At 33.1% G+C, this 26,247-nt stretch carries 31 protein-coding genes; 10 read left to right on the forward strand and 21 right to left on the reverse strand.

Annotated elements, in window-relative coordinates; all coding sequences use genetic code 11:
• Positions 1-15: 15 nt before the first annotated feature.
• Genes HYY69_07290 through HYY69_07310 form a run of 5 tightly spaced genes read right to left on the reverse strand, consistent with a single transcriptional unit; the run spans position 16 to position 2,701 of the window.
• Positions 16-354, reverse strand: coding sequence for a hypothetical protein (locus tag HYY69_07290; GenBank protein ID MBI3033253.1), 339 nt, complete (start codon positions 352-354; stop codon positions 16-18).
• A gap of 38 nt (positions 355-392) precedes the next feature.
• Positions 393-1,175, reverse strand: coding sequence for an ABC transporter permease (locus HYY69_07295; protein MBI3033254.1), 783 nt, complete (start codon positions 1,173-1,175; stop codon positions 393-395).
• Positions 1,165-2,118, reverse strand: a complete 954-nt coding sequence (locus HYY69_07300) for an ATP-binding cassette domain-containing protein (GenBank protein MBI3033255.1) — start codon at positions 2,116-2,118, stop codon at positions 1,165-1,167. The genes HYY69_07295 and HYY69_07300 overlap by 11 nt, the downstream gene beginning before the upstream one ends.
• Positions 2,119-2,169: 51 nt before the next feature.
• The gene (locus HYY69_07305; protein MBI3033256.1) at positions 2,170-2,484 is read right to left on the reverse strand and encodes a type II toxin-antitoxin system PemK/MazF family toxin; all 315 of its coding nucleotides are present in this window, start codon (positions 2,482-2,484) and stop codon (positions 2,170-2,172) included.
• Positions 2,477-2,701 carry a hypothetical protein gene (locus HYY69_07310; GenBank protein MBI3033257.1) on the reverse strand — a complete coding sequence of 75 codons (225 nt, stop codon included), beginning with the start codon at positions 2,699-2,701 and terminating at the stop codon, positions 2,477-2,479. Before HYY69_07310 ends, HYY69_07305 begins: the two co-directional genes overlap by 8 nt.
• 112 nt (positions 2,702-2,813) lie before the next feature.
• Between HYY69_07310 and HYY69_07315 the strand changes: the two genes are divergently transcribed.
• Positions 2,814-3,164, forward strand: a complete 351-nt coding sequence (locus tag HYY69_07315) for a hypothetical protein (GenBank protein MBI3033258.1) — start codon at positions 2,814-2,816, stop codon at positions 3,162-3,164.
• A 17-nt stretch (positions 3,165-3,181) separates the two neighbouring features.
• Here the strand turns inward: HYY69_07315 and gatD are convergent, their stop codons facing one another.
• Entirely contained in the window at positions 3,182-4,486 is a 1,305-nt protein-coding gene (gene gatD, locus HYY69_07320; protein ID MBI3033259.1) for a Glu-tRNA(Gln) amidotransferase subunit GatD, read from the reverse strand.
• A gap of 88 nt (positions 4,487-4,574) precedes the next feature.
• Here gatD and HYY69_07325 point away from each other — a divergent pair, with 88 nt between their 5' ends.
• Together HYY69_07325 and HYY69_07330 are read left to right on the forward strand one after the other, a co-directional pair.
• Positions 4,575-5,159: a hypothetical protein gene (locus tag HYY69_07325; protein ID MBI3033260.1), complete on the forward strand. Its 585-nt coding sequence runs from the start codon at positions 4,575-4,577 to the stop codon at positions 5,157-5,159.
• Positions 5,160-5,336: 177 nt separating this feature from the next.
• Positions 5,337-5,693, forward strand: coding sequence for an S-adenosylmethionine decarboxylase (locus HYY69_07330; protein MBI3033261.1), 357 nt, complete (start codon positions 5,337-5,339; stop codon positions 5,691-5,693).
• Between the two features lie 282 nt (positions 5,694-5,975).
• Here HYY69_07330 and HYY69_07335 read toward each other — a convergent pair whose 3' ends face one another.
• From HYY69_07335 to HYY69_07355, 5 genes are all read right to left on the reverse strand, one after another.
• Complete coding sequence (locus HYY69_07335) at positions 5,976-6,347, reverse strand: type II toxin-antitoxin system VapC family toxin (GenBank protein ID MBI3033262.1); 372 nt, start codon at positions 6,345-6,347, stop codon at positions 5,976-5,978.
• Entirely contained in the window at positions 6,344-6,601 is a 258-nt protein-coding gene (locus tag HYY69_07340) for an antitoxin VapB family protein (protein MBI3033263.1), read from the reverse strand. Before HYY69_07340 ends, HYY69_07335 begins: the two co-directional genes overlap by 4 nt.
• Positions 6,602-6,653: 52 nt before the next feature.
• On the reverse strand, positions 6,654-7,862 hold the full coding sequence (locus HYY69_07345; GenBank protein MBI3033264.1) for a radical SAM protein: 1,209 nt from the start codon (positions 7,860-7,862) through the stop codon (positions 6,654-6,656).
• A gap of 11 nt (positions 7,863-7,873) precedes the next feature.
• Positions 7,874-8,440, reverse strand: coding sequence for a hypothetical protein (locus HYY69_07350; protein ID MBI3033265.1), 567 nt, complete (start codon positions 8,438-8,440; stop codon positions 7,874-7,876).
• Between the two features lie 194 nt (positions 8,441-8,634).
• Entirely contained in the window at positions 8,635-8,871 is a 237-nt protein-coding gene (locus HYY69_07355; GenBank protein MBI3033266.1) for a DUF2683 family protein, read from the reverse strand.
• Between the two features lie 130 nt (positions 8,872-9,001).
• Here HYY69_07355 and HYY69_07360 point away from each other — a divergent pair, with 130 nt between their 5' ends.
• Positions 9,002-10,504 carry a serine/threonine protein kinase gene (locus HYY69_07360; protein ID MBI3033267.1) on the forward strand — a complete coding sequence of 501 codons (1,503 nt, stop codon included), beginning with the start codon at positions 9,002-9,004 and terminating at the stop codon, positions 10,502-10,504.
• Between the two features lie 61 nt (positions 10,505-10,565).
• Positions 10,566-11,435 carry a Fic family protein gene (locus tag HYY69_07365; protein ID MBI3033268.1) on the forward strand — a complete coding sequence of 290 codons (870 nt, stop codon included), beginning with the start codon at positions 10,566-10,568 and terminating at the stop codon, positions 11,433-11,435.
• 207 nt (positions 11,436-11,642) lie between these two features.
• Here HYY69_07365 and HYY69_07370 read toward each other — a convergent pair whose 3' ends face one another.
• The 3 genes from HYY69_07370 to HYY69_07380 all read right to left on the reverse strand — a co-directional run bounded on the left by HYY69_07370 (position 11,643) and on the right by HYY69_07380 (position 16,970).
• Positions 11,643-12,647, reverse strand: coding sequence for an Ldh family oxidoreductase (locus tag HYY69_07370; protein MBI3033269.1), 1,005 nt, complete (start codon positions 12,645-12,647; stop codon positions 11,643-11,645).
• A 12-nt stretch (positions 12,648-12,659) separates the two neighbouring features.
• The gene (locus HYY69_07375) at positions 12,660-16,424 is read right to left on the reverse strand and encodes an AAA family ATPase (GenBank protein ID MBI3033270.1); all 3,765 of its coding nucleotides are present in this window, start codon (positions 16,422-16,424) and stop codon (positions 12,660-12,662) included.
• Between the two features lie 132 nt (positions 16,425-16,556).
• On the reverse strand, positions 16,557-16,970 hold the full coding sequence (locus tag HYY69_07380) for a hypothetical protein (protein ID MBI3033271.1): 414 nt from the start codon (positions 16,968-16,970) through the stop codon (positions 16,557-16,559).
• 87 nt (positions 16,971-17,057) lie between these two features.
• On the opposite strand from HYY69_07380, the gene HYY69_07385 reads away from it, so the two are divergent.
• On the forward strand, positions 17,058-17,594 hold the full coding sequence (locus HYY69_07385; protein ID MBI3033272.1) for an NUDIX domain-containing protein: 537 nt from the start codon (positions 17,058-17,060) through the stop codon (positions 17,592-17,594).
• Positions 17,595-17,616: 22 nt separating this feature from the next.
• Here HYY69_07385 and HYY69_07390 read toward each other — a convergent pair whose 3' ends face one another.
• The 4 genes from HYY69_07390 to HYY69_07405 form a co-directional block, all read right to left on the reverse strand.
• Positions 17,617-18,129 (reverse strand): hypothetical protein, encoded by a 513-nt coding sequence (locus HYY69_07390; GenBank protein ID MBI3033273.1) that lies wholly within the window; start codon positions 18,127-18,129, stop codon positions 17,617-17,619.
• 215 nt (positions 18,130-18,344) lie between these two features.
• Positions 18,345-19,145 carry a P-loop NTPase gene (locus tag HYY69_07395; GenBank protein MBI3033274.1) on the reverse strand — a complete coding sequence of 267 codons (801 nt, stop codon included), beginning with the start codon at positions 19,143-19,145 and terminating at the stop codon, positions 18,345-18,347.
• Positions 19,146-19,149: 4 nt separating this feature from the next.
• Positions 19,150-19,602 carry a hypothetical protein gene (locus tag HYY69_07400; GenBank protein MBI3033275.1) on the reverse strand — a complete coding sequence of 151 codons (453 nt, stop codon included), beginning with the start codon at positions 19,600-19,602 and terminating at the stop codon, positions 19,150-19,152.
• 1 nt (position 19,603) lies between these two features.
• Positions 19,604-20,083: a hypothetical protein gene (locus HYY69_07405; GenBank protein ID MBI3033276.1), complete on the reverse strand. Its 480-nt coding sequence runs from the start codon at positions 20,081-20,083 to the stop codon at positions 19,604-19,606.
• A gap of 437 nt (positions 20,084-20,520) precedes the next feature.
• Here HYY69_07405 and HYY69_07410 point away from each other — a divergent pair, with 437 nt between their 5' ends.
• Both HYY69_07410 and HYY69_07415 read left to right on the forward strand, forming a co-directional pair.
• On the forward strand, positions 20,521-21,729 hold the full coding sequence (locus HYY69_07410) for an ATP-binding protein (GenBank protein ID MBI3033277.1): 1,209 nt from the start codon (positions 20,521-20,523) through the stop codon (positions 21,727-21,729).
• A gap of 155 nt (positions 21,730-21,884) precedes the next feature.
• Complete coding sequence (locus HYY69_07415) at positions 21,885-23,153, forward strand: ATP-binding protein (GenBank protein ID MBI3033278.1); 1,269 nt, start codon at positions 21,885-21,887, stop codon at positions 23,151-23,153.
• Between the two features lie 3 nt (positions 23,154-23,156).
• On the opposite strand, the gene HYY69_07420 is transcribed toward HYY69_07415, so the two are convergent.
• Both HYY69_07420 and HYY69_07425 read right to left on the reverse strand, forming a co-directional pair.
• Positions 23,157-23,582 (reverse strand): hypothetical protein, encoded by a 426-nt coding sequence (locus HYY69_07420; protein MBI3033279.1) that lies wholly within the window; start codon positions 23,580-23,582, stop codon positions 23,157-23,159.
• A 47-nt stretch (positions 23,583-23,629) separates the two neighbouring features.
• Positions 23,630-24,025, reverse strand: a complete 396-nt coding sequence (locus HYY69_07425; protein ID MBI3033280.1) for a hypothetical protein — start codon at positions 24,023-24,025, stop codon at positions 23,630-23,632.
• 160 nt (positions 24,026-24,185) lie between these two features.
• Between HYY69_07425 and HYY69_07430 the strand changes: the two genes are divergently transcribed.
• Complete coding sequence (locus HYY69_07430) at positions 24,186-24,356, forward strand: hypothetical protein (GenBank protein ID MBI3033281.1); 171 nt, start codon at positions 24,186-24,188, stop codon at positions 24,354-24,356.
• Position 24,357: 1 nt separating this feature from the next.
• Complete coding sequence (locus tag HYY69_07435) at positions 24,358-24,621, forward strand: type II toxin-antitoxin system RelE/ParE family toxin (protein MBI3033282.1); 264 nt, start codon at positions 24,358-24,360, stop codon at positions 24,619-24,621.
• Positions 24,622-24,810: 189 nt separating this feature from the next.
• Here HYY69_07435 and ftsY read toward each other — a convergent pair whose 3' ends face one another.
• Entirely contained in the window at positions 24,811-25,890 is a 1,080-nt protein-coding gene (gene ftsY, locus HYY69_07440) for a signal recognition particle-docking protein FtsY (GenBank protein ID MBI3033283.1), read from the reverse strand.
• Between the last annotated feature and the right edge of the window lie 357 nt (positions 25,891-26,247).

The following is a 26,247-nucleotide window of genomic DNA, read 5'->3' on the forward strand; positions in this document are numbered from 1 at the left end:
AGGCATTTGTTCACCTTAAATCATTATTACAAATAATAAATTACCTACTACTAAAATGATTCCTATTTTTATAAATGTTTCGGCATTTCGAACAGATTCTCGCTTTTTTTCAATTTGGGAGAGATTACGTTCTAAATCCCGTTTATAACTTTTAATTACAGCTGTTTTAACATCAATAGATTTATATTTATTTATTGATAAAAAAATATCTTCAAAATAAGGAATAATTAAAGAACAAACTACTAATAATATTTCACTTTTCTTCTTGATATCATCGAATCCTTCCAAAAAAATCCCATACTGTTCTTTAATCTCATCTAAACAAAAATCAATAGACTTTTCTTTATCACTCATCCCTATTTAAGGAAAATATTTGTATTTTATAAAGATGTTCAATTAATCGCCCGTTTCTTAAACGCCTTTAAGCCTAATACCATAAATAAAGCTGCAAAAATGGTTAATCCTAACAAACAATAACCTAAAGGCAAGCTTCCTTGATGAGCAGTTAATAAACTGCGCAATGCTTCATTAGTATAAATATTAGGAATAACATAGAGAATGTAACTAGCATATTTGTTAATTGAGCTAATGATTGCCAATGAAAAAAAGGTTCCGCCAAAAAACATAAAGGTTGTAACCACTAAGTTAAATGACTCAAACATTAACGCTGGAATTCTAAATACACTTGAAACTATTAATCCAAGAGACGCAAAGATTGCTGACGTTAAGATCATGACTAATAATAAGGGAAATATATTAATGAGTTTTATAGAAAATACATTATTTAATAAAAATAGTTCTAATAATAAAATAATTACTCCTGAAAATACTCCTTGAAATACGCCAAATAGTATTTTTTCCAATCCTAATAGTTCAATGCTTATTGGAACCTGGATTTGCGACCGTATTTCTTTATCTCTGAAAAAACTTAATCCTACTAAGGCAACAACACCAAAGCCTGCTGAAAACATCAAGCCGATCGTAATAATGCCTGGCGCCATGATTGATGAAAAATTTTCTGGAACAATTCCTGCTTTTGCTAAAATAATCCCAAATACAACGATAAAAAAGAGCGGCTGAAGGATTACTCTCAACATATTGCTTCTAAAATTACGAAAAAACACGTGCAAATCACGTTTGAATAATGCAATAAAACTAGTGAAACTATTTGGCATCCCGCATCTCCTCACCGGTTAGTCTAATGAAGACATCTTCCAACGACATATCTTTAATCCCCATGTGCAATAATGCTGTATGTTTTTTTATTGTTTTATCAATCTGAATAATGCAATCTGCTACATTATTTGCAAAAATAATGATGTGCTTCTCATCTTGATGATCGTGACATTTTACTTCAACAACATGCTCAATAGTTTTTAACTCCTCTTCAAGTTTTGGTGGCAAAGAAGAAACTTTTATTTCAACTCTTGATTCTGACAATACTTTTTTCTTAAGATGATGGGGTGTATCAATCATCAATATCTTACCATGGTCAATAATGCCAATTCTGTCGCATAGTTCGTCAGCTTCATCAAGATAATGTGTTGTCAATAGGATAGTGATGCCTTTTTTTCTGAATTCATTGATATATTCCCATATTTTTCTTCGCACTTGAGGATCCAATCCAATCGTCGGTTCGTCAAGAATTAAGAATTTTGGCTCTGTTACCAAGGCGCGGGCAAGGAGCAAACGCTGTTTCATACCTCCTGAAAAACCTGCAATATTTTCATCTTTTCTTTCCAACAAACCAATTAATTTCAAAAGTTCTAATGCTACTGGTTTTGATTGCATTTCAGGAATGCTGTAATAAGAAGCATAAAAAGTTAAATTTTGCAGCGCTGTAATTTCTTCATCAAGGGAATTAAATTGCGGAACTAAACCGAGTTGTTGTTTTACTTTTTGAGGCTCCTTTTTAACATTATAACCGTATACAGTAATCTCACCGTTATTTGGGACACTTAAGCAAGAGATCATGTTGATAGTTGTTGTTTTACCTGCGCCGTTCGGACCTAATAATCCAAAGATTTCTCCTTTTTTAATCGTAAAGCTAATGCTATCAACTGCCTTTATGCTGCCAAAAGATTTTTCTAAGTTTTTTATAACAACTACATCTTCCATGAGATGAGAAAGTGAGTTATGATTTATAATAATTGTTATTATTTTAAAAACTCAAATAGTTAACTGTTTCAGTTTTCCATTTAGCGCTTCGTAAAGCTGTTTCTTTTTCTCTTTTGATAATGAAAATAAGGTTTTCTCAATCATCATTTTTGAAACAGTAAATATATAATTTACTTTGATGATGCTATCTTTTATTGCACCTTCTTTTTTGGTGAGCAATATTCCATCCATAGATATATTGCTTGTAATTCCTGCAATAACCACGTTCCCATATTCTTCAAATAAAACTACTGCTGGCCGTTTTTTAATTTCAAAAGTATCAGTAAACTGCATATGCGCAAGGATAACATCGCCTGATTTAAGCATCTTCCCATGCCTCATCTTCCTTGTTATTCCACAACTCTTTCATTTTAGCTTGTTGTATTTTATGAAGAAATTCATCGTATTGATTATGTTTTTTTACCGTTTTATACGTATGAATCATTTTTTTTAAGAGTTCATTATAGGTTTGCCTAGGATAATCCCGCACTTCACTCAAGTTTTTTACAATCGATTTATCAATTTGTATTGTTGTAGCTTTCATTATATATCACTTATAGTATGTATATAATTAGTTATATATAAATGTTATTGAATGAATAAGAAGGCAGTTAATTAGAAAGATTTATATATAACAAATACATCACATAATGTAGTTGAAAAGATGTTATATTTGTGAGAAAGGAGAGCTACTTTCTGTAGAAGATATTCTTTTAGAATTACATGGCTATGTTTTTGTTGTAAAAGGAGAACGATGCAACAAATGCAATGAAGAGATTCCTTACGAAGAAGAAACACAAAAAACAATAACTACTGCACGAAAATTAGGTGTTTGGCCAGAACCATTAAAATTACATAGGCGTTTTTCTAGGAGTGGCGGCGGACTTGTTTTTCGAGTACCAAATGATTTAGAAAAACAGATGCACCTTACAGAAAATACAGAGATTGGCATTACAAAGTTAGGTAAAAAGATTATTATTGAATTATTAGAAGATGATTCTACTTAAAATTTCATGATATGGAATTACTCAATATATTCATCAACCGAAATTCTTGAATTTATTTCTCCTCTCAAATTTTCCGTCATCAACTGTTTTACTTCTTCTGGTTTGTAGTTGCCTAATAACCATGCTAATTTGATAAACGCTGTTTCAGTGAGCATATCATTGCCTTCAATAATTCCTATCTCTTTTTCTTTTCTTAAATTAGAATAAACATCCATCATCACTTTGCCGAATATAGCTTGCGAGCTCATAACAACAATGCACCCACTATTGATCAGTTTTTTAACTGCATTAATGATTTCATCTTTTGCCTCGTGAATGTAGATAGGCATATGGCCAAGACCTGTGCCTTCAATAATAAGCCCTTTGTATTTTTTTTCACGATAAAAATCAAAGATTTCAGGCAGCATATTTGGGTAAACTTTAACTATGCCTACTTTATCTTCAAAATTCGGCTTATATTCTAATTTTCCTTTAACTTCTTTGCAATAATCCTGTTTAAGATATTCAACTTTGCCTGTTTTCATATGCACTTTTGCAATCGGCGTATCATTTATTGCTTTGAATGCATCCCTTCGCGACGTATGCATTTTTTTTGTTTTTGTTGCTGGTAAAATAGCTCCATATTCATCGTTAGTAGTATCATGCATGCAAATCCCTATGCCTTTAAAATCTGTATGGGCAATAAATTGCGCTGCGCATATTAGATTCATTGCTGCATCGGTTGAACCTCGATCAGTAGAACGCTGAGAACCAACAATTAAAACAGGAATAGCAAGGTTTTCAAACATAAAGCTTAATGCTACTGCTGTAAACTGCAAAGTATCAGTGCCATGACCAATAATAATGCCATTAACACCTTGTTTTATCTGCTCGCTTATTGCATCTGCTAATGTTTTATAAAAAGGAAACCGCATATTTTCAGACATCATATTGGCAACTTGTTTTGTTGTTATGTTTGCTATTGTTTTTAGTTCTGGAACTAAAGATAAGAGATCATGAACACTGAATTTTGCCGTAACTGCGCCTGTTGCATAATCAACTTTGCTGGCAATAGTACCCCCTGTATGGAGAACTGCTATTGTTTTTAATTGAGGATTTAAAGTATTAGTTGCTGTTTTTTCTTGTTTTTCAATTGCTTTTTTGATTAAAGTTATAGTTTTTATAGTAGTATTGTTAATGCCTATGTTGTAACCTGTATTGAGCTTGATAAAAGTAGAAGTTTTACTTTGTTGAGGCATCAAAATACCTTCATAGGTAGAATCTGTTGTTGTTATTTTAACTACATCACCAGATGATGCTTCAACTAGGGATTTTTTGGTCATAGAAGGTTAGGATATTAGGAGTTTTTTAAAGGTTGTGATTAATCTGAGTTACATAAGTTTTTATAAGTAATTCATATTCTCAGTTATTATGAGAATTGGTGTGGATTTAGATAATGTACTTGCAGATCATATGTCTGCATTAATCGCATATTATAATAGGATATATTCCAATTCTTTGAACCGAGATGGTTTTAAATCACTTAAATTCTGGGAAACATGGGGAGGAACAAGAGAACAAGCAATTGACCTAGTGCATGATTTTTATGCATCACCTGAGTTTGAAGCTATGCTACCAGTTGATGGAGCACAGGAAGGCATTAACCTTCTTAAATCTGACCATAGATTAGAAATAATAACTGCCCGACCGAGTGATCTGATACCTATTACTTCTCAGTGGCTTAACAAATATTTCCCTGAGACATTTGCTGGAGCATATTTCGCAAATCATTATGCTAGAAATGGGTGGCATTCCAGCTCTAAACGTGAATTATGTGGATTATTTGATATAGATTTGTTAGTTGAAGATTCTTTAGAACATGCTATAGAATGTGTTGATCAAATAAGACCAGTTGTATTGCTTGACAATCCATGGAATCAAACACCCTCATTACCAACTGGCATTTACCGTGTTGGTTCCTGGAAAGAAGTTGTTGCGGTTATTAGGAGATATTGATGCTTAAACTCCATAAGAGAACTTTGCAAAATTATAGTTACTGCCTATTTTGTGAGCATTTTCGAAATACTTATCTTTCTCATCATAATGAAAATAATAAACATTAGTTATGTGCAATTGAAAATTCTGGTCAACTGCGAAAAACTTATATAAGGCTTTATTTTCTTAATAATTACTATGAAAAATTTAGCACCAAGCATCACAAGACAAAGATTGTTAATTGAGGGATTCTATAAAATTGATGCAAACAAAAGCCTCATTATAGATTACTTCAAAATAATTACCAAATCCCTTAATCTTAGAATGTATCGGGGACCAATAATTTTTTCTCCATGTGGTGAGGGTAAAGATATTAATCAGGGATATGATGCTTTTGTCCCGTTGATTGATTCTGGAATATCTGTTTATGTTTGGTCTAATACTAAATTTTTATCCTTAATAATTTACACCTGTAAAAGCTTTGACAAAAATAAAGCCATTGAAGTAACTAAGAGATTTTGGAAAATTGATAAAATAGAATCGCAGTCATTCTAACGCCAGAACTTATAATATAAGTCTTCGGAATTTTTCACTTCTTCTACTACGTAATAAGTCTTCTATGGTTTTAGCGTCGGTTCAGCTTTTCAAGTGCATCTCAATTCGATTTTTCTCTCTGGAACTTCGAAAAATCCCCACATACAAACATGAAGAGCCTCACAAAAAGATGCCAAAAACTATACGAATCAAAGAAAGTGTTGAACTACATTTGACTTTCTTTGATGGTATATTGCTGTGCAATATATTTTCACCAGAGCCGATTAATATATAAGAAGTGTATTATATCAAAACCATGTCAAGTTGAGGAATTTTCTTGAAATCATTATCACTTGTTATTAACATAAGCTTATGTACTCTGCAAATACCCGCAATAAAAATATCTAATTTACCTATTTTGCTTCCCTTTTTCGTAAGTTCTTCTTCAATTTTTACGCTTTCTATTGCAGCTTGTTCATCAAACGGAATTATCTCAACTGATTTCATAAACTCATAGATTATTTGTTTTTTTGCTTGACGAGCATCGATAAGTAACTCATTAATACTGATAGAACTAATGGCAACTGATTGTGTTGCAATTATTTCCTGTAATTGTTTATAGTTACCTTTACCTGAAAGAAGGTCAATTACTGCACAAGTATCAAGAAGTATCATCCACATCTACTCTTTGACTTTCTTGAACGCCCAATAAATTCATGATTTATTTCAGATCTCCTTTTCTCTATCTGCTGTTTCCATTGTTTAACTTCAGTATCATTCATCTTGAAAACACCTGCAAATTTTGCAGCTGCGCCTATTTTATTCGTTGAGACTCGGAGAATAACATCACTGAAACTTTCATCTACTGATTTAATGGTTTTTAATGCATTATAGGCATCTTCAGTAATAGTTAACGATTTGATAACCATATTACACTTAAGGGTACACTTATATTTAAATGTTACTGACCTACGCTCGATATTATATAAGCACACCCATATACAATCCATGCTTACTTTGAACTAATCTGATCTTAACTTTACCATGCTCTTTTGGGCAATTTAATACTAATACTGCGCGTTGCTTTGCAACTGCTATTTTATCGTTCTTCATTCTTCCCAATGCTTTTATTTCAACTTCAATAACATCTCCTTTTTTAAAAGGCTTTGGATATTCGTTTGTTTTCTCAATTTTACCTAATTCCTGTATTAATGGAACAGCTGTTTGATCTTGTAATCGCTGCAATTCTGCAAAAAACTGTTCCCATGACTGCTCCTTGATGGGATTTCTCCCAAATTTGTTTGTTGTAAATTTTTGAATTTGGATTTTTATGTTGTGTTTTTTGCAGAAGATCAAAATATCTTTCATTTCTTCTTCATTATAACCTTTAACATAGACTGGCGTAACTGTAACCTTCATTTTTTTTGCTGCATATTGCATCTCTTCTAAAACTCTTTCAATACTGTAAGCTTTGCTTCCCATCATCTGCTTTCCTTTTTCTGAAGAAAATCCGCTTATGGAAACATTTAATTCACCTTTATTACATTTAGATAATTGATCTATGATAGGTTTATTGAGAAGAACGCCGTTAGTAATAATATGGATTTCTTTAACCTGCGGCATCGCATTGATATCTCCAACTAATTCTGCCAATGGCGCATATAAAAATGGTTCGCCGCTTGGATTAATCCAAATATTTGCTTTATTTTCTTCCTGTTTGTATTTGAACTCCAATAATTTTTTGAGTTCTTGAACCAGATAATCTTTCTCAACAACAAAATCAATCTGCTTTCGTGAATCTGGCCCTTCATCAACACTGCAAAAAATGCAGTTCATATTGCAATTGGTTATTGGGCGAACCTCAATCATTTCACTGCCTTTGTCAACAATCCCAATAAACTGCAAACCTATCAACGGAATGCCTGAATTTTGATGAAGGTACATTACTGGATTACCATTGAGCTTACTTTTTAATTGTTTCATGTATTTCTCAAGCAAAAAAAGAAATTTTGTTCTGAGTTTGTTGTCTTCTAAACCTTTAACTGCAATGCTATTTTTTTGTAGTTGCCATGAACCTAATACATCCAGCTCATTGAAAGGTATTTCAAAATAGAATAGATTATAGAGTGTTACAACTACAGTATTTGTTTCTTTGTTTTTTTCAAATATTAAGTCTATGAAGGTTAGCATAGTGAAAAGAATTAGGTAGTAGTTATAAAAGTTGTTGCCAACAATCTATTGTTTATACTATCAGGTGTGATACCATACTGCTTTAATCTTCTTCGAAAGTTAGACCTATCATCTCCAATTTTTCGAGCTGCTGAAGAAATGCATCCACCAGTGGCAGTCATAAGTAACTTTAGATACTGTGCCTCAATAACATGAGCAACATGTTCACGATGATAATAAACTCCACCTCTTTCCAGCATTTGAATTGGCACTCCTTCATCAGAAGGAGCAGGTTCAGAAAGCAACCGATCCATATCTAAACCATACTGCTTTAATCTTCTTCGAAAGTTAGACCTATCGTCAGCTGTATACCGTGCAGCATTACTCATAGTTGCTACACCATATCTTCTTCTAACTTCCAACAAATATGAAGCGTAAAATTTTCTCATTTCCGCCTCTGTGATACGCTTCCTTATTTGATCATAAGGTTGTTTTTCGTCAAAAGCATTCTTAACTTCAGTTGCTATTCTTTGTTCTAAACGAGCATGAAATTGAATTTCAATACCAGAATGTAAACCAGGTTCTTGTTGATTATCCATTGTTTTTACCTCATCAATTACAATAGGTGGTGCTAAAGTCGTTAATTTATAAAATGTATTAATTTTCCTTATCATTCAGCTTTGTGAGAATTATTTGTAGATGTTATCATGATAATTTCATATTGTTTTTTATTTTTCTTGTAAAGTTTAGCAAATATTTTATCTACTTCTGGTTTAATTGAAAGAATGTACATCTATTCATACCTCTTTCTTAAATTTGCCAGACTGCCTACTTTTACTGTTTTTTCTAACATTATTTTCTTTGCTTTAATAATATATTCAGGTCTTAATTCAGGCTCTAACATATCTTCCCCATATTCTTTTACCACTAAATCAATAGCTTCTGATTTGTCACGGAGATTATGCTTTGCTTTTACAATATTCAATACTTGATTTGTTTCTTCTGAGATATTAATCATTGCTTGTACCATATATACCACCTATATTCAATGTATATACAACATATATTTAAATGTTTTGCTCAGAATAATGGCAATGAAGCGAGTAAACATAAGTAATCACAAGAAAGTGTTTATAAATCAAAATCTATTTCTTTGTGTTATGAAAGCAGTGATAGATAGTAAAGATGAAGTTGAGTTAGAGTATATTGGAGAAGGAGCTACTGGTACGACTTATCGAGGTATTGTTGGTGAAAAAATTAGTCTTGTCAAAATACTTAATGCTTCACTACCACAAGATGCGCCACCTGAAAGAACAGCAGCTCTTGTGCAAACTATTGAAGGTGAAGTAGATGTTCTTAAACGATTAGATCATCCACGGGTTCCAAAATATTATGGCAGTGGTATTATTGAACTTTCTCCTACTGACAGAAGAATTTATTCTGCACGTGAATTTAAAGAAGGTCAGAGTTTAGAACAAGTAATTAAGGATCATGGACCATTATCAGAAACTGAAGCAACTAGACTTTTGATCCAAATGCTTGAATTACTTTCAGTATTACATGCACAATCTACGCCGGTTATTCATCGTGATATCAAACCAGAAAATATTATTCTTGATGGCAGTGAATCAAGCCTTATTGATTTTGGTGTTGCAACTCAACCATTTAATACACTTATTGGTATACGCACTCTTTATGGCACTCCCGGATATATGGCTCCTGAGCAAGCTATGGGAAAAGCTGCAGATCAAAGAACAGATATTTATGGATTAGGGGCAACGCTCATTAGGTGTATAACTAACCAGCATCCAGGATTGCTATTGGATGATACTAGTCGTATTAATTTTAGAGATAGAGTTGCAGGAAGATATAGTGAAAACTTACTCCATGTTCTTGAAAAAATGACGCAATCAAATGCACGAGAAAGATATCAATTTGCTGGAGAAGCACTTGCAGATTTAACAGAACTTCCACCATTGACAAAACACAGAATCGGAGAAATACTTAGTGAAAAAGGTTATAGTCCAGTAGTCATAGAAGAGGCATTATCAAGAAATTTAACTGATGCTTCAGCACTGGGTGATTTAGAAAAAAATCTTGCGCAAAAAGAAGCTGAGATTTTAGAAACCTTGAGAGAGTTTGTTGAATTTTATCATCGAACACGAGTCAAGTCACTAATTATTCCTGATACCAGCACTGATTATGACGCAAAAGACGCTATTAGAAATCCAACGTTCCATATCTCTTTAGGACAAAATGATGATTTAAGTGGTGTTGAGATATGTTTAAGATTCAACTATGTTTTAAGAAAACAACCTCATGAAAACAGCGTAGGTTTTGAAATTAAATATAGATATACCAAAATAAGGAGACGAAAATTAAGCACCCTCTTGTTGACAACCTCTGTTGATGAACTTGAAAGTGCAAATGCGACCTTAGGAATATTTAATAATACCAACTCCATCGGAATAATCAAAGAACCATTTGTATATGCACCGTTACAAAGATTATTACATGGCGCTGTTCAATTTCAACAATCTGGATCAGAACATCAAGATTATCGATTTATCTTACCTGCACTTTTGAATTTGAGAACTGCTGTTTATGGAGGATTACGACAACAAGGAGAAGCTCTTTCTCAATATAAAACAACTGACAGATAGTTACCCTTACAAATAATCATAAACCACAACATTTAAATAGTTTGTAAGTGTACCATTCTTCATGGCAATTGTAAAAAGGAAAAAAGGCACTAAAGAATATTTTTATCTCAAGCATTCGACTCGAGAAGGAGATAAAGTTATTACCAAAGAACAATATCTTGGAGATAGAATTCCTGATAATATTAAAGAGTTGGAAAAACAATTTATGAAAAAACACTCGCAGTTTTTGTATAGAAAACTGCTATTCATAAAAAATGTTTTCCAAAAAGAATGGCAGAAACTTCCACCGTCAATAAAAGAAAAAGAACTCCAAGAAATTGCTATTGCTTTTACTTATAATACTAATGCGATTGAAGGATCAACTATTACTTTAGATGAAACAAGGGACATTGTTAAAGACCATATTGCTCCTCGAAAATCATTGGATGATATTAAAGAAACTGAACTGCATGCAAAAGTATTTCTTGAAATAATAAGAGAGAGAAAAATATTGCATAATGAACTTTTGCTACAATGGCATAAGGGTATTTTTGGCGAAACTAAGCCAGATCTAGCCGACAAATGGAGGGATTATCATGTTCGTGTTGGCTATTATCGAGCTCCTGACTGGCAGGATGTTCCAAAATTAATGACAACTTTCGAGAAGTTTTTGAGATCTAAACAAAAAATAAATCCAGTGGAATTTGCAGGAAGAGTACATTATCAATTTGAAAAAGTTCATCCATTTGGCGATGGCAATGGAAGAATTGGAAGGCTTATTATTAATCATATGTTATGGCATACTCATTATCCTATGATTATTTTTGAATTCAAAAAAAGAAAACAGTATTATCATGCCCTTGAAAAAGATGAAGAAGGATTTGCGCAGTGGTTTATGAGGATGTATTTGAGAGTTCATAAGAAAAGGATAGTTAATTCGTGCTTTAAATAGAAGAAAGCAAAGAAATTTAAATAAGTTGTTACCTATTATTAACTATGGAAACAATAACTATTACTAAAAGAGAATACCAACGATTGAAAGAATTAGAGCAAGTTGATTGGGAACTAGTAGGTAAATTTAAGAGAAGTTTAGAAGACGTTAAAGCTGGAAGAGTGAGAAGGATTAGATAAATTTTTCATTAATACTTTAAATTTTATTCTACAACTCGTTTAATTTTTTCCAAAGAGTTTCCGTTATATCTATACACTTATTTTTCCTATGTTTGTTTTCCAACTCAAATGCTTTGTCTCCAGGAACAGATACTTTGCTATAACCACGCCTTTGTTTAGTCGTTCTTATTTCTTCAGATAGTTTATTATTCATCTTTCTAAAAGTATCAAGAGTGGTAGAAAATGTTGGATTAATAATTACGATCACTGCGCCTCTCAGCAGTTTTAAATAACCTTTCTTTTCACTTTTTTGTTGATTCATCGGCATATTGACAAGGGACCCTGTTAAAATCTCGATAAATAAGGCAAGCACGAATCCTTTATAATCACCAAAAGGAATGACAGAAACAGCTTCATGAGGATTAACGGTAAATTCTCCTTTATCATTCAAGTAGGTTTCCGACGGCAAATCAACATTATTTAATGCTGCATTTCGCACCTCGCCCCATGCTCGTTTTGAAGTAGCCATGTCAACAAGAATATTATGTTGTTCAGAAGGTATGCCTATTCCTATTGGATTTGTGCCAACTCTCGGCTCATATCCTCCTGGTGGAGCTATCATCGGATTGCCGCCACTGTTCACTACAAAACCAACCATATCTTTTTCTGCAATATCCTGAGCAATGCTGCCTGGTCTTAACCAGCTGATCATATTCCTTATCAGAATCATAGAAATACCATTGTTTTTTGCCATCTCTATGCCATGATCTAAATATTTTCTTGTAACAACTCCGCCTAAATTACTTTTAGCGTCAATGAGCAGCGCAGAAGGTGTCTTTTTATCAATGACAGGAGATTCTTGTTTTAAAGGAAGAATTTCAAATAGTGATGGAAATGCCAGCAGTCCATGAGTATATTTACCCTGCAATTCTCCACGAAGATAATCTTCAGCTATTATTTCAGCATGTTCTTTTGATAAACCTCTACTGAGAAGTTTGTTTATGAGAAGTGTTTTTACATCATTAATTTTTACTTTGATCATTTTGTTTAGCATATTAACCTATCATCATCCATAATAACTTGGTCTATTCTCCTGCATTTCTTTACCACGGGCTGATCTGAAGAACTTCTGGATTTCTTTATATGCTTCTTCAATATCTTTAGTCATGGAAGGTCGTACTTTTTCAAGCGCTTTTTCAAAGTATTTCTTAGGCACTTTTTTCGTCTTCATATCATCACGCAAAGCCATGATTGCTGCTTCCCGGCAAATAGCTTCAATATCTGCTCCGACATACCCTTCAGTTTTTTGCGCAAGCTCTTTAATATCAACATCATCTTCAACCGGCATATTTTTCATATGCACCCTGAAAATGGCTTCACGTGTTTCTTGCGTTGAAACACTTGCTAAGATGATACGATCAAATCTTCCTGGTCTGAGCAATGCTGTATCAATAATATCAGGCCTATTGGTAGCAGCAATAACAACGACATCATGCAAGTCTTCCAACCCGTCCATCTCAGTTAAAAGTTGATTTACTACGCGTTCAGTTACATCAAGATCTGCTGATGAACCTCGGCGCGGTGCAAGACTATCAATTTCATCAAAGAAAATAATTGTTGGAGAGGTCTGGCGAGCTTTTTTGAAGATTTTTCTTACTGCTCGTTCGCTTTCACCAACCCATTTTGAAAGAAGCTCAGGTCCTTTAACAAGAATAAAATTAGCTTCAGTCTCATTTGCTACTGCTTTTGCCAACAAGGTCTTACCTGCGCCAGGCGGACCGTATAATAAAATTCCTTTAGGAGGTTTTACTCCAAGACGTTTGAAGGCATCGGGAAACTTTAACGGCCATTCAACAGCTTCTTTTAATTCCTGCTTTACTTCATCTAAGCCGCCAATGTCATTCCACTTGACATTAGGAATTTCAACTAATACCTCGCGCATAGCACTTGGACGAACAACTTTAAGAGCTTCTTTAAAATCATTCATACCAATTTTTAGTTTTTCTAATAAGGTAGGAGGAATTGGCTCATCTTCACGCAGCACCATTTCCGGCAATAATCTTCTTAGTACTACCATTGCTGCTTCTTTTGCCAATGAAGATAAATCTGCACCGACAAAACCATGCGTAATATCTGCAATATGTTTTAAATCCACATCTTTATCAAGCGGCATATTCCTCGTATGAATTTTTAAGATGCTTAATCGTGATGTTTTTCCCGGAACACCTATTTCAATCTCCCGATCAAATCTTCCTGGCCTGCGCAATGCTGGATCTATTGAATCAGGAATATTGGTTGCTGCAATCACCACTACTTTGCCGCGCGCCTGCAAACCATCCATCATCGCAAGAAGCTGTGCAACAACTCTTCTCTCAACTTCCCCATGCACTTCTTCTCTTTTGCTTGCAATAGCATCAATTTCATCAATAAAAATAATTGCTGGAGCGTTTTTCTCTGCATCTTCAAATTTCTTTCGAAGATTGGCTTCAGATTGGCCGTAGAATTTGCTGTTATGCAAAACAGTTAACGGCGATCCGCCTAAGAAATTTTCATGGAATTTCATACTTATATCATATAACGTTCTGCTTTCACCTTGTTTGATCTCTGTTATTATATCCCAACGAAGAACACCTTTTGCAATGTTCCTTAATTTGTTCAACTCGTTTTCGACATTTGGTTGTTTATGTTTTTCAAAAATGGCAAGCAGTTCTTTTAATTTTCTTCGTGTTAAAGGAACTCTTCCTGAAATAATAGGTTCATATTTTGCTTCTGAAATTTCATGATTATACCTTAACTGCAATGATTCTTTTATGTTATGCAAGAGTTTGCTAAGATCAGGAAGACGTTCATTGGAATCAAATTTTACTCTTTGCCCCTGCCATTGCTGATATACGCTGTTTTTTACCATTGGTTTTACAATAGTATAAAATTCCTCAATGCATCCGCTATCAGTTATTTCAAGAGCATGCATTAATGATAATTTAGTTTTCCACTCTTTAACTGTTGAGACAATCCCTATGCGCAAAAGAAGTATCTGCATATCCAACAACAGCTGTTTGCTTTTAGAATATATTCTTGGTGTAGGATACTTTGATGCAGATGCACCTTGTGTGCCATCACCATGATAATATCCACGAATAAAAGCAGCTATTGTTTCTTCATTGCATAACAACAGCCAACGAGGCAAAGAATAGTTGTCTTGTTTTTTATTTATTTCCAATCCAAATCCTTTTACCAGCATTTCAGATAATGCAGAAGAATAAACAGTCACTTTATCGGCAACTGTCTTGACATGTGTTATACCAAATAATTCTTTAAAGTAAGAAATGTATAACTCTTGAAGTGTTTTATCCATTCCTGCAATAGCAATTTCCTCCTCTAAAATATAACCTTCACTTATCATTGCTCCAATAAATTCAGCAAAAAGAGGAGTAATAGCAGTTATAGGTTTTATGTAATTCACTCTTTCCTTTGCTTGGCGCTTAGCATAAGCAAACGTTTTAATATCTGCAGTGCTTGAAACATCTGCCAATGGCAAAATTGAACCATCGTTTAACTCGACAGAAATGCTGTTTTTATCTAGTTTGTTCCAAAAATCAATTTTTGGATTTTCTTTTGAACCATTGATTTTTCCTGCAATTGCAATAAGATCTCCTTTATGCAATTCTTCAGCTTTTTTCCAAATAAGTTCGCCTTCTTGAGAAAGGGCTGCAAACGGCTGATTCTTACTAGTAATAAACTCTCCTTTTCTCTTTGTTTTTACCGAATATGTTTTGTCGCAGTTTATTTTAGTTATGTATTGAACTTCTTGAGGAACAATTTCCATGTGTTCATTTACTGAAAAAAGTTTTATTGGTTCATCAGGTTCAATAACTTCTTTATGATTATCACGGTGAATTATTCTTCCTTTTTTTTGCGCTGTTTCAAACAAATCTTCTACTGTTTTTCTTCCCTTAGGATTAGTAAGCAATTCAGTTGAACCATCAACACACATTATCTCAGGTCCATTAATCAAAATAAAATACGAGTTGGTTTCATTAGCTACTGCTTTTGCCAGCAATGTTTTACCAGTTCCTGGGGGGCCATGCAAAAGAACTCCTTTAGGCGGTTCAATACCTAAACGCTCGAATATTTCAGGATGCTTTAGAGGCAATTCAACCATTTCACGAATTTTTTTAAGCTCGTCTTTTAAGCCACCAACATCTTCATAGGTAACTTCAAGCACTTTTTCTTCTTTTAATTCAACAGCTTCAGGATTAAATCTTACTTCAGTTAAATCAGTGATAATAACTGCCTGTTTTGGATCAGTTTCTGCGACAATAAATTTAAGATCGCTAAACCCAAAACCTGCAATACTTTCATCAAGCATAGAAAAGATATCATTAAAAAAAGGACTATCGCTTAACGTGTTTCTTCTTCGCGAAGTTCCACCTAAACTCACAATATCGCCTTTTTTTACTGCCCTTCCTAAAAGACCTTGCTTAAATATCTGCGGAGATGCTCTTACGACAACACCTTTCTGCGCAGGCGCAATAGTGACCCGTTTTGCTTCTTTGATTTGCGCTTTTTTAACAATAACAATTTCTCCAATACCAGTTTTTGCATTTCTTCGCAAAACACCATCCATACGAATAATATTCAACCCAATATCTCCTGGATATGCGCGATCAGCTATCCCTACCGTAGGCCTTTCACCAGAAATCTCAACAATATCGCCTGGACGAATACCTATTTCATGCATGTAACTTGAATCAATTCTGACAATACCTTTATTGACATCATCCTGAATTGCTTCTGCAACTTTTAGTTTAAGCTGTTTTTCTTCAGTCATAGTTATCCTTTTGGTTGGAAATCGGAAGCCTCATACGTTTATAAATATTATTGTCTTTCTACTGAGGATTTTTATTAAACAACTCTGTGCAGAATATAACTCATTACTCAATGATAATAAAAATAAAAAATCTTATTTATTTGCAATCTTCACTTTAGGCAATGGAATTGGCGAAGGTAAATTTACATCGCGTGATAAGATTAATGCTTGGACATTGCAGCGCGCCAAGACAACATTTAATACTTCAGTCATAACTTCTTTTGGCAGGCGTTTGCCTTTTTTCCACATATCTAAAATTTCTTCTACTTGTTCTTTTGCTTCAATCACAATTAAATTTCCCACTAATTCAATAGCACCAACTTCTGGATCAAATTTTGAAACAAATTTGAAGCTAAATTTAACGGTTTCCTGGCTGTCCTGACCAAGAGCAAAGTTTGACTTTTCAACACTCTCAATTGCAACATTGTTGCTGATTCTAATTTTACCTCTGGAGAGTTCTTTTTTAACTGCAGTAATATTTGTGAAATTAAATCCAACAATTGCCATGTATGATCACCAATTCAGCGAAAATTAAGGTTATTTATAAAGTTATTTGTCGAAAGATATTAATACTATCTATTATTTTGTAGCTTTATGAAAAGAACAACAAGCGCAGGCGGCATAGTACTCAGGGATAATCTTGTTCTCGTGGTTAATCAGCATGGCAGAGCATGGTCACTGCCTAAAGGGCATGTTGAAAAAGATGAAAATCCTCTACAAGCTAGCCAACGAGAGATTTATGAAGAATCTGGGATTAAGGATTTGCACTTTGTTAAGGAACTCGGAAGTTATCAACGCTATAAAATCAACAAAACTGGCGGAGATGATACCTCTGAGTTAAAAACAATTATGATGTTTTTGTTTACGACAAACGAGAAGATACTGAAACCACAAGATCCTGATAATCCAGAAGCACGATGGGTTGCAAAAGATAAAGTTGCTCGATTATTAACACATCGAAAGGATAAGAAATTTTATCAGAGTGTTGTTGATACATTAATGATACCTAACGAAAATAAAAAGAGTAATGTAAAAAAACAATTTTGGAATAGATTCTTTATCATTAAAATAATTATTTCTGTTATTTGCTTAAGTATATTTGCGTATTTCTTTATCAAATACTTATACTAAGAGATATAATCTCTTAGTATAACTACACAATTCTCTCTTCCAACTTACGATGCCAGAAATGATAGACAATGTATGGCGCTAAGAAAAATATCATAAATACAAATACTGCTGCATCATAATTGTAGTCAACCGTAAATAACACTTTTAACCAATTCATAAACAATCGAATAATAAATATATCAATCAATGCCATCACCGGAACTAACAAGAGAATGACCTTGTGGTGTTCTTCTTCCAAGCCTTCTAATTCCAGCATCAGAAATTTGAAGAAAAAGCCCATCAAAAAACCAAGAACAAGAGCAGATAAAAATACTAAAGGACCCTGCAAGAGAATTAAAAAAGGTATAATGAAAATAGACATGATCACATTAATCACTGCAACACCCAACATTAATGTCCAGAAACTGATGTTACTAAGATGCTGATTGATATGGTGATGTTTTTTATTTTCTTCCTTCATCAAGTGATCTACATAGATAAGATCTTCTTTTCTCCATCCTTTTTCAGATAGCCTCTTTTTTGCTGCTTCATCCATGGTAAAATAGTTGTATCAAGAGTATAATAATCTTACGATCGCACTGGTGAAAATCTCGGCATAACCTCGGTTTTGGCATCAGTTCGGCTTGTTAAGAGTATATTTCATTGGATTTTTCTCTCTGGAACCTCGAAAAATCCTCACATATAAACTTGAAGAGCCTCACCAAAAGATGCCAAAAACTACATTTTCACCAGTGCTTACGATGATATATGCTATATTAACCCAAAATCATGCAATGTCTGCTTTAAAATTGTTTTTTTTACTGAAATGTTTTCCAATTCTTCAGGAGCTGCTTTTTCAGCATGATAGGTTGTTCCTGCTAAGTTTGATGCTAATTTTTTGAAGGCTATTGTTGAACGCGCATCGGGAAAGGCATATACTACTGGCTGCCGAAGGAATACAGCATTCCTAATATCATTGTCATAAGGTATCCTTCCTACAACCTTTGTAGATAAAAAGCTTTCGATTGCTTCTGGCTTCATATCTAGAGCATCTCCCCTCCACTTATTCACCACAACCCCTAAAATGTTTTTTTTATAATCGCGCGCCAATTTTATCGTGCGCAAACAGTCAGTTGCTGCAGTCAATTCAGGAGCTGTTACTAAGAGAACATTATCCATTAATTTCATCAGGTTAGAGGTCGAACTTTGAAACCCTGCTGAAGTATCAACCATTACAATATCAAATCCCTCAATTTCACAGAGCACTTTTTCCAGAAGATCTACATCACTAATTGTTGCATCATGATAGGCTATGCTCCCCACAATGCATCTTAACCCAGATTCATGCAACGTGATAACTTCATTAAGCTTGGCTTCGCCTTTTAAGATGCTGTGGATAGTATTCTTTGTCCCCAATAAACCGAGGTAAATGGGAATATTAGGAGAGCTGAAATCACAATCAAGAACCAGCACATTATAACCAATATGCTGCAAAGCATGAGCTAAATTAATCGTAACTTGTGTTCTTCCAACACCGCCTTTTGCGCACATAACACCAATAAATTTAGTCATGGGATTACCCAACAATTTCTATTAAGTGCTCCATCAACTGCATTGCTTTTTTATAATACTCAGTAACCAGATCAATGCATACTTCAATAGTTTCGCCATCTACTTCGATGATAAAAGCAACATGACGCCTGAATTCATTAATAGAATCATACTCTTCATTTTTTGCAATTTTTCTCAGCAAAATATAGAAATCTATAAACTCATTGATTACTTCATTCTGAGGATATAATTTTTTAACTTCTTCGCATTTATGGATTGCAGGCTGAGGAATTTCAAATAAAATTCCTTTCTCATGGGCTTCTTTTACTATGCCGTTAATAAGAATCTCAAAAGAATTAACTAAACGCAAAATAACATTTTTTAAAACATCAACCGTTCGTGTATATTTTAAACTTACATAGATCAAGTGATCAACGCGCTTTAGTTCATCTTTGAACTCTTCAACATATTCTTTCATATTAATCAGCAGCTCCCTTCATAATCATTTTCTCAACATCCACAATAAACGATTTTGTTTTTTCTAAAGCTTCACGCAAAAATTTCTTTGAAATAACATCAGTCTTATATTCATCTGAACAAATAACATAGTTCTCTTTTCTGACAAATTCTACCGGACTTGTCTTATGATGCTGTGTAATTTCATACACTTGATGAATGGCATCCACATACGCTGGATTAAATTGATAACGCCTGCTGCATCTTACCTTGAACATTGAAAACATGTCAAGAAAATCTTCTTTGAAAGATGGAATCCGGCGTTGATAAACTTCATATAACAATACTGACTTTATAGCTGCGGCCTGAGCTGCTAATAATTTCTCTGCCACCACAACTAATAATTTTGGATCATTAACTACATTATAGGTAACCATCACCATATGGTCTGCTATTTTCGCTGCGTCCTTTGCTTCTTGTAATGCAACGAAATGTTCTTCCATGGTTCATATAAGATAGATTATAGAGCTATATAAAAGTTTCTATTTATTATGAATGAGTAACAACTAAAAAAGAAAGAGAAAGAGACATAGTAAAATCAAGTACACGATGCCCCTTTGTTGTTTACTGCACATTTTTTATTAAGGAAATCACAATCATACTTTAAAGTGTTTGTAGTACCAGTCAATGTACTTTTTGAAATATTGACTTGCCAACTTCCATCACAATAAGAATCAACTAATTCTTGCTTAATACATCCTATGTTTTCCTGACAGATGATTAATGATTACTTATGTATTCTTGAGAAACTGGTATTTAAATATATATATATATATATATCAACATATAGTTTGTAGAATATATAATTGACCGAAATCACCACAATATTTATAAATATGTATGCTATTATTCAATTAAAAGTAATTTTAGCAGGGTTAAAATGTATATTAAAAGAATTTTAGAAGGAATACTAGAGCAGTATCTGCCTAAGAAAGAGATCATAGCTATTATAGGTCCACGACAGAGTGGAAAAACAACGCTTCTCCAACACATCAGAAAAAATCTTGATAATGCTCAGTTTATAGATTTTGAAGATAGACAATTATTAGAACTATTCACTACAGATTTATCTTCGTTTATTGAATTATATGTTAAACCTTATAAGTATTTGTTTATTGATGAATTTCAATATGCTCTTGATGGTGGTAAAAACCTAAAGTATATTTATGATCATTATTCAACTAAAATAATTATCTCTGGCTCTTCAGCAACTGCACTCTCCATACACGGCATCAAATACTTAGTGGGAAGGATTTTTATTTTTACTCTCTATCCTTTTTCATTTGAAGAGTATCTTGCCTACAAAGAACCCTTACTGTTTAAGAATATTTATACGGGAAAAACATTAACGAACCCTATTATTGAAAAGATTTTCCCCTATTTTGAAGAATTTTGTATTTATGGAGGTTATCCTCGTGTTATTACTACTGAAAATAAAGAGGAAAAAGAAATAGTTTTAAGAAATATTTATAATACCTATTTTCTTAAAGAAGTTAAAGAAATTTTAAATATCGCTGACGATTATACTTTGAGCAGATTGCTCTATGTGCTGGCTTTACAAGTGGGCAATATTATTAATTACCATGAATTAGCACAAATAACCAATTTATCTCATAAACAGGTACTTGACAAACTAAATATATTAGAAAAAACGTTCATGTGCATTAAAAGTTATCCTTTCTACACTAATAAACGAACTGAAGTAGTGAAAGCACCTAAAATCTTTTTCTTTGATAATGGTTTTCGTAATATTGTGATACGATCTCTTGATAGATTAAAGTTTCGCCAAGACAAAGGAACTCTTTATGAAAATTTTGTTGCATCTGAACTGATAAAAGCTGAAAAACAAATAAAATACTGGCGAAGTAAATCAAAAGCTGAAGTAGATTTTGTCTTAGAAGAAAAAAGGGATATTATCCCTATCGAAGTAAAATCACATTTAACATCTCCTGTAACCACACGATCGTTTACCAGTTTTCTTGAGAAGTATAAACCTAAAAAAGCTATCATACTTTCTGAAAAACTGCTGGCAAAGAAAGGCAAGCTTAAATGTATACCTATTTTCTATGTGATGAATGAAATAAAATAATACTCTCTTGAGAAAGAGATATTTAAATATATATATATATATATATATATTAACATATAGTTTGTAGAATATTCTCACTAATAATGAGAATTAATTAATATTTTCATTAATAATAATGAGAACATTTAAATAGCAGTTAAATAGTTACCATAAATATGATACCTAAAGATAGATTAAAACAAACACTGGTAGAACAAAGAGAAGCAATTTTACAAAGACCATTAGGGGTAGAAAGAACTATTTTAAATCTGATAAAAAAAAAGGCAAAATTACCTCATGTAGTAGTTCTCACGGGTTTAAGACGTAGTGGAAAATCCACGCTTCTGAGACAATTGATAAAAAAACAGTATAATGATCTCGATTTTTACTATGTCAACTTTGAGGATGAACGATTATTTAATTTCAACGCAGAAGATTTCAATATAATATATGAAACACTAGTGGAATTATTTGGTGAGAAAAAGACTTTTTTTATTGATGAAATACAGAATATAGCTCACTTTGAAAATTTTGTCAGAAGATTTTATGATGAAGGATTTAAATTTTTTATAACCGGTTCCAGCGCCAAACTATTAAGCAAAGAAATTGGAACAAAGCTTACCGGAAGGCATATTGATATCATAGTAAGACCATTTTCATTTAGGGAATTTTTAGTTGCAAGAAAATTTAGCGTTGACAAAGATGCGCTTTTCAGGACAGTGAGTAAGGCAGAGATTAAAAAACATTTTACCGTCTTTTTAGTTGAAGGAGGAATGCCTGAATACGTGCATTTCCAAGATCCAGACATTTTAACCAGAGTGTATGAAGATATTGTAGTTAAAGATGTCATAGTAATATATAATGTTGATGGCGTGACCGAATTAAAAGAACTTTACCGATATCTCATAACAACCATATCGCAAAGATTTAGTTATAATTCTCTTAAAAAATTTATTAAAATAAACAGCGCCAACACTATTAAAAAATATATTGATTATTTAGAAGAGACTTATTTTGTGAGTCAGGTCAGCAAATTTGATTACAGTTTTAAAAAACAAATAATAAATGATAAGAAAATATATGTTGTAGATAATGGTTTTATTTCAAAAATTTCTACTAAATTTACTAAAGATGACGGATGGCTGTTGGAAAATGTAGTTTTTACAGAATTAAAAAATAAAGGAGAAGTATTTTATTTTTCAGAAAAATTCGAATGTGATTTTGTAGTGGCAGAAAATAAGGTAGTGAAAGAGGTAGTTCAGGTTTGTTGGAACTTAACTGAAATAAACAAAGAAAGAGAGCTAAATGGCCTGCTCGAAGCAATGGACAAATTTAAAATTAAAACCGGCCTGATTTTAACCAATGATGATGAACAAGAAATTGAAATAAACAAAAAGAAAATAATTGTTAAGCCTGTTTGGAAATGGCTCTTGGAAACAAACTAACTTTTATGGATAAGCTTCAACACCCTGAAATAAACTCATCAAACCTGTTTCTAATGATGCTTTGTCTGAAATTGAATTGTGTGTTGAAGGATAAATAATCCATTTCTTTTCTCCTAATGCCTGCGGGTTAACAAAAAATATGCTCAACAAAGGAAATATAATTATTTTATCCCATGCTTTAATCATTGCTTCAACAAATTGCTTTTGATTAGGAACTATTAATGAAAGATGCGTATTGTCTTTTACTATGTTTAAATGATCAAGAAGTTTAATTGCATCAGTAACAATAATATAAACATGTTTTTTTGTTTTATATTGTACGCTAATTATAGATGGTTTATCATCTATCTTAATAATATCTTGTTTCATCAAATTCCGATGTTTGATGTACTCTTTCAGCCATTCATGTAATGCTTCCTCTTTTTGCATCAATAAATTGAATCATTTATCATTTATATATTTTAAGAAAAGTTATCTCAATGCTGTTCTCTTCTGTATTCCTGCATCCACAATAACCCTATCTTCATCATTACTTTGTTAAATCTATCACTAATCCTATAGGTTTTTTTATAAAGATCATAATCTATCAAACCCATGCCCTTCATTGGCGTTAAAATACGGTCATAAAATTGCCGTTTATTATAACTTAATTTTACCTGCTTGCCTTTAAATTCAGGTTCATCTAACGTTGCAACCATGTTTCCTTCATGCAAAACTGTGGCAAAATGCGACATTTCTGTCTTAGTCATAGTGCCTTGATTCTTTTTCATTTCATTAATAAGAAGCTTACCAACTATCTTTTGCTGCTTTGTAGCAAATATGATTTCATACACATCTTCAGGCAAATTGTAAAGGTCAAATAACAGGACCATGCCATTCTTTTAGATACGCCAATATATAAATGTTGTGTTTTAGGATATTAGTATGGCTTTTTGTATATTAGTTGGTGAAAAGTCAAAGTATATAATATAGTGTTACTTAATAGTGATTAAGGAGAAAATTATATAACCTAGTATTGTTATTCAATAACTTATGGAAGACACAAAACTCATATTAAATAAATTAGATACTATTAAGCAAGAATTGGATTATATAAAAGAACGCATGATTGATCCTGATACTATTCTAACAATAGATGATTTGGATTCTTTACGAGAAGCTGAAGAAGATTTAAAGAAAGGAAAGATAAAGAGGCTTGTTTAAGTTGTATTTTGTTGACTTATCTCAACGTGCTGACAAATTTCTTGATAAATTACCGAACCAACAAAAAGAACGTATACAAGATCGACTTAAGCGCCTTAAAGATAATCCAGTTCCCAATGACGTAAAATTTATTGGGAGGGATGGTGATGGAGAAAAAATATTTCGCTATCGAATAGGAGATTATCGAGCATTGTATAAAATAAAAGATAAAGAAAAAATAGTTCTTATAACTAAAATAGATCGAAGACCTCATGTTTATGACTAAGACTTGTTAAAGTAATGCCTAAAAACGGCTTCGGTGAAAATGTAGTTTTTGGTGCCATGCTGGTGATTATCCTTCAAATTAGTACGTGGGAAAAAAGGAAGTTCCAGTAGGAATTTTTTCCTTATTATACATAAGTAAGATAATCACGGCACCAAAACCGAGGCTATGCCGAGATTTTCACCGAAGCCCCTAAAAACTAATAGTATCCATAATCAATTTCTTGTCAAACTTTAATAAATCTGCATATCTTTGTCCGACACCTAAATATAAAATAGGTTTGCCCGTAACATAACTTACTGAAATAGCTGCTCCGCCTTTGTCATCAACATCTGCTTTGCAAAGAATAATACCATCAATCCCTATTGCTTTATTAAACTGCTTTGCTTGTTCAATACAATCATTGCCGGTAATAGCCTCACCAATAAATATTTTCAAATCCGGCTTTGCTATTCTGATAATTTTCTTCATTTCATCCATGAGATTAGTATTACTGTGCAATCTGCCGGCAGTATCTATTAAAACACAATCAATACTTTTTGCTTGTGCATATTTTATTGCGTCAAAAGCAACTGCCGCAGGATCTGCGCCATAATCATGCTTGATTAATTTTACTCCTATTTTCTCAGCATGTTCTTCAAGCTGTTGAATAGCAGCTGCTCTAAAAGTATCAGAAGCTGCAATAATGCAGGAAACATTGTTCATCTTTAACATATGAGCAATCTTTGCAATGGTCGTTGTTTTCCCAGAACCATTAATCCCAACAAAAGAAATGATGTATGGTTTTTTAACACGGACAGCTTGGACAAGATCAAAACCAGCAACATTAAATAAATCCTCAATGGAATGCTGCAATGCTGCTCTGATAATATCTAAGCTTTTTCCCCGTTGAATTTTCTTATTGACTAAAACAGCTTTTAAATCTCCTTTAATTTTATCAATAACTTCAACAGCTACATTATTTTCCATCAACGCAACTTCCAGCTCCCAGAATAATTCTTCAAATTTTTCTTCAGATAAGGTTGTTTTAGTAACAACATCTGCTATTTTTGCGAAAAATCCGCGTTTTTCTTCCTGTTCTTCATCAACGTATTCAGGAATTCTTACCGCTCTTTTCGGCGGTTCAAGACTTATTTCATGATACCCTTCTTGCTTCAATTCTTCAAGCTCATCATCAACCTTCTGTGGTTTTACTTCTATTTCTTCTTTCTTTTTCTCAATTACTTGTTTGACTGGTTCTTCAATTTCAATTGGCGAAGGAGGCTGCTCTATTTCTTTTGCTAATTCCTGAATTTCCTGATCTTGAGGAGAAATAGCTGTTTCCTCTTCAAATCCCTCTTCTTCAGGCTCTTTTTCTTTGCCAATTATCTTTTCTTTTAATCGTGAAAAGAATCCTTTCTTTACTTCTTTTACTTCTGGTTTTATTTCAGGGATGCGTTGTTTTGGTTCTTGTTTCTTTTCTGGTTCTTTGACTTCTCCTTCAACTTCCTCAACAGGAGGCGGGACATCAAGGAGTTCTTCAGATTGTTTTTTAGGTTTACTTTTTGATTGTTCAGGGATTACAGCGTCCTTGGTAAGCATATCAGGAAGTAATTCAGAAGATGCTCCTGATTCCGGTTCATATTCCGC

It is taken from the genome of Candidatus Woesearchaeota archaeon (genome assembly GCA_016192995.1).
Lineage (GTDB): Archaea > Nanobdellota > Nanobdellia > Woesearchaeales > DSVV01 > JACPTB01.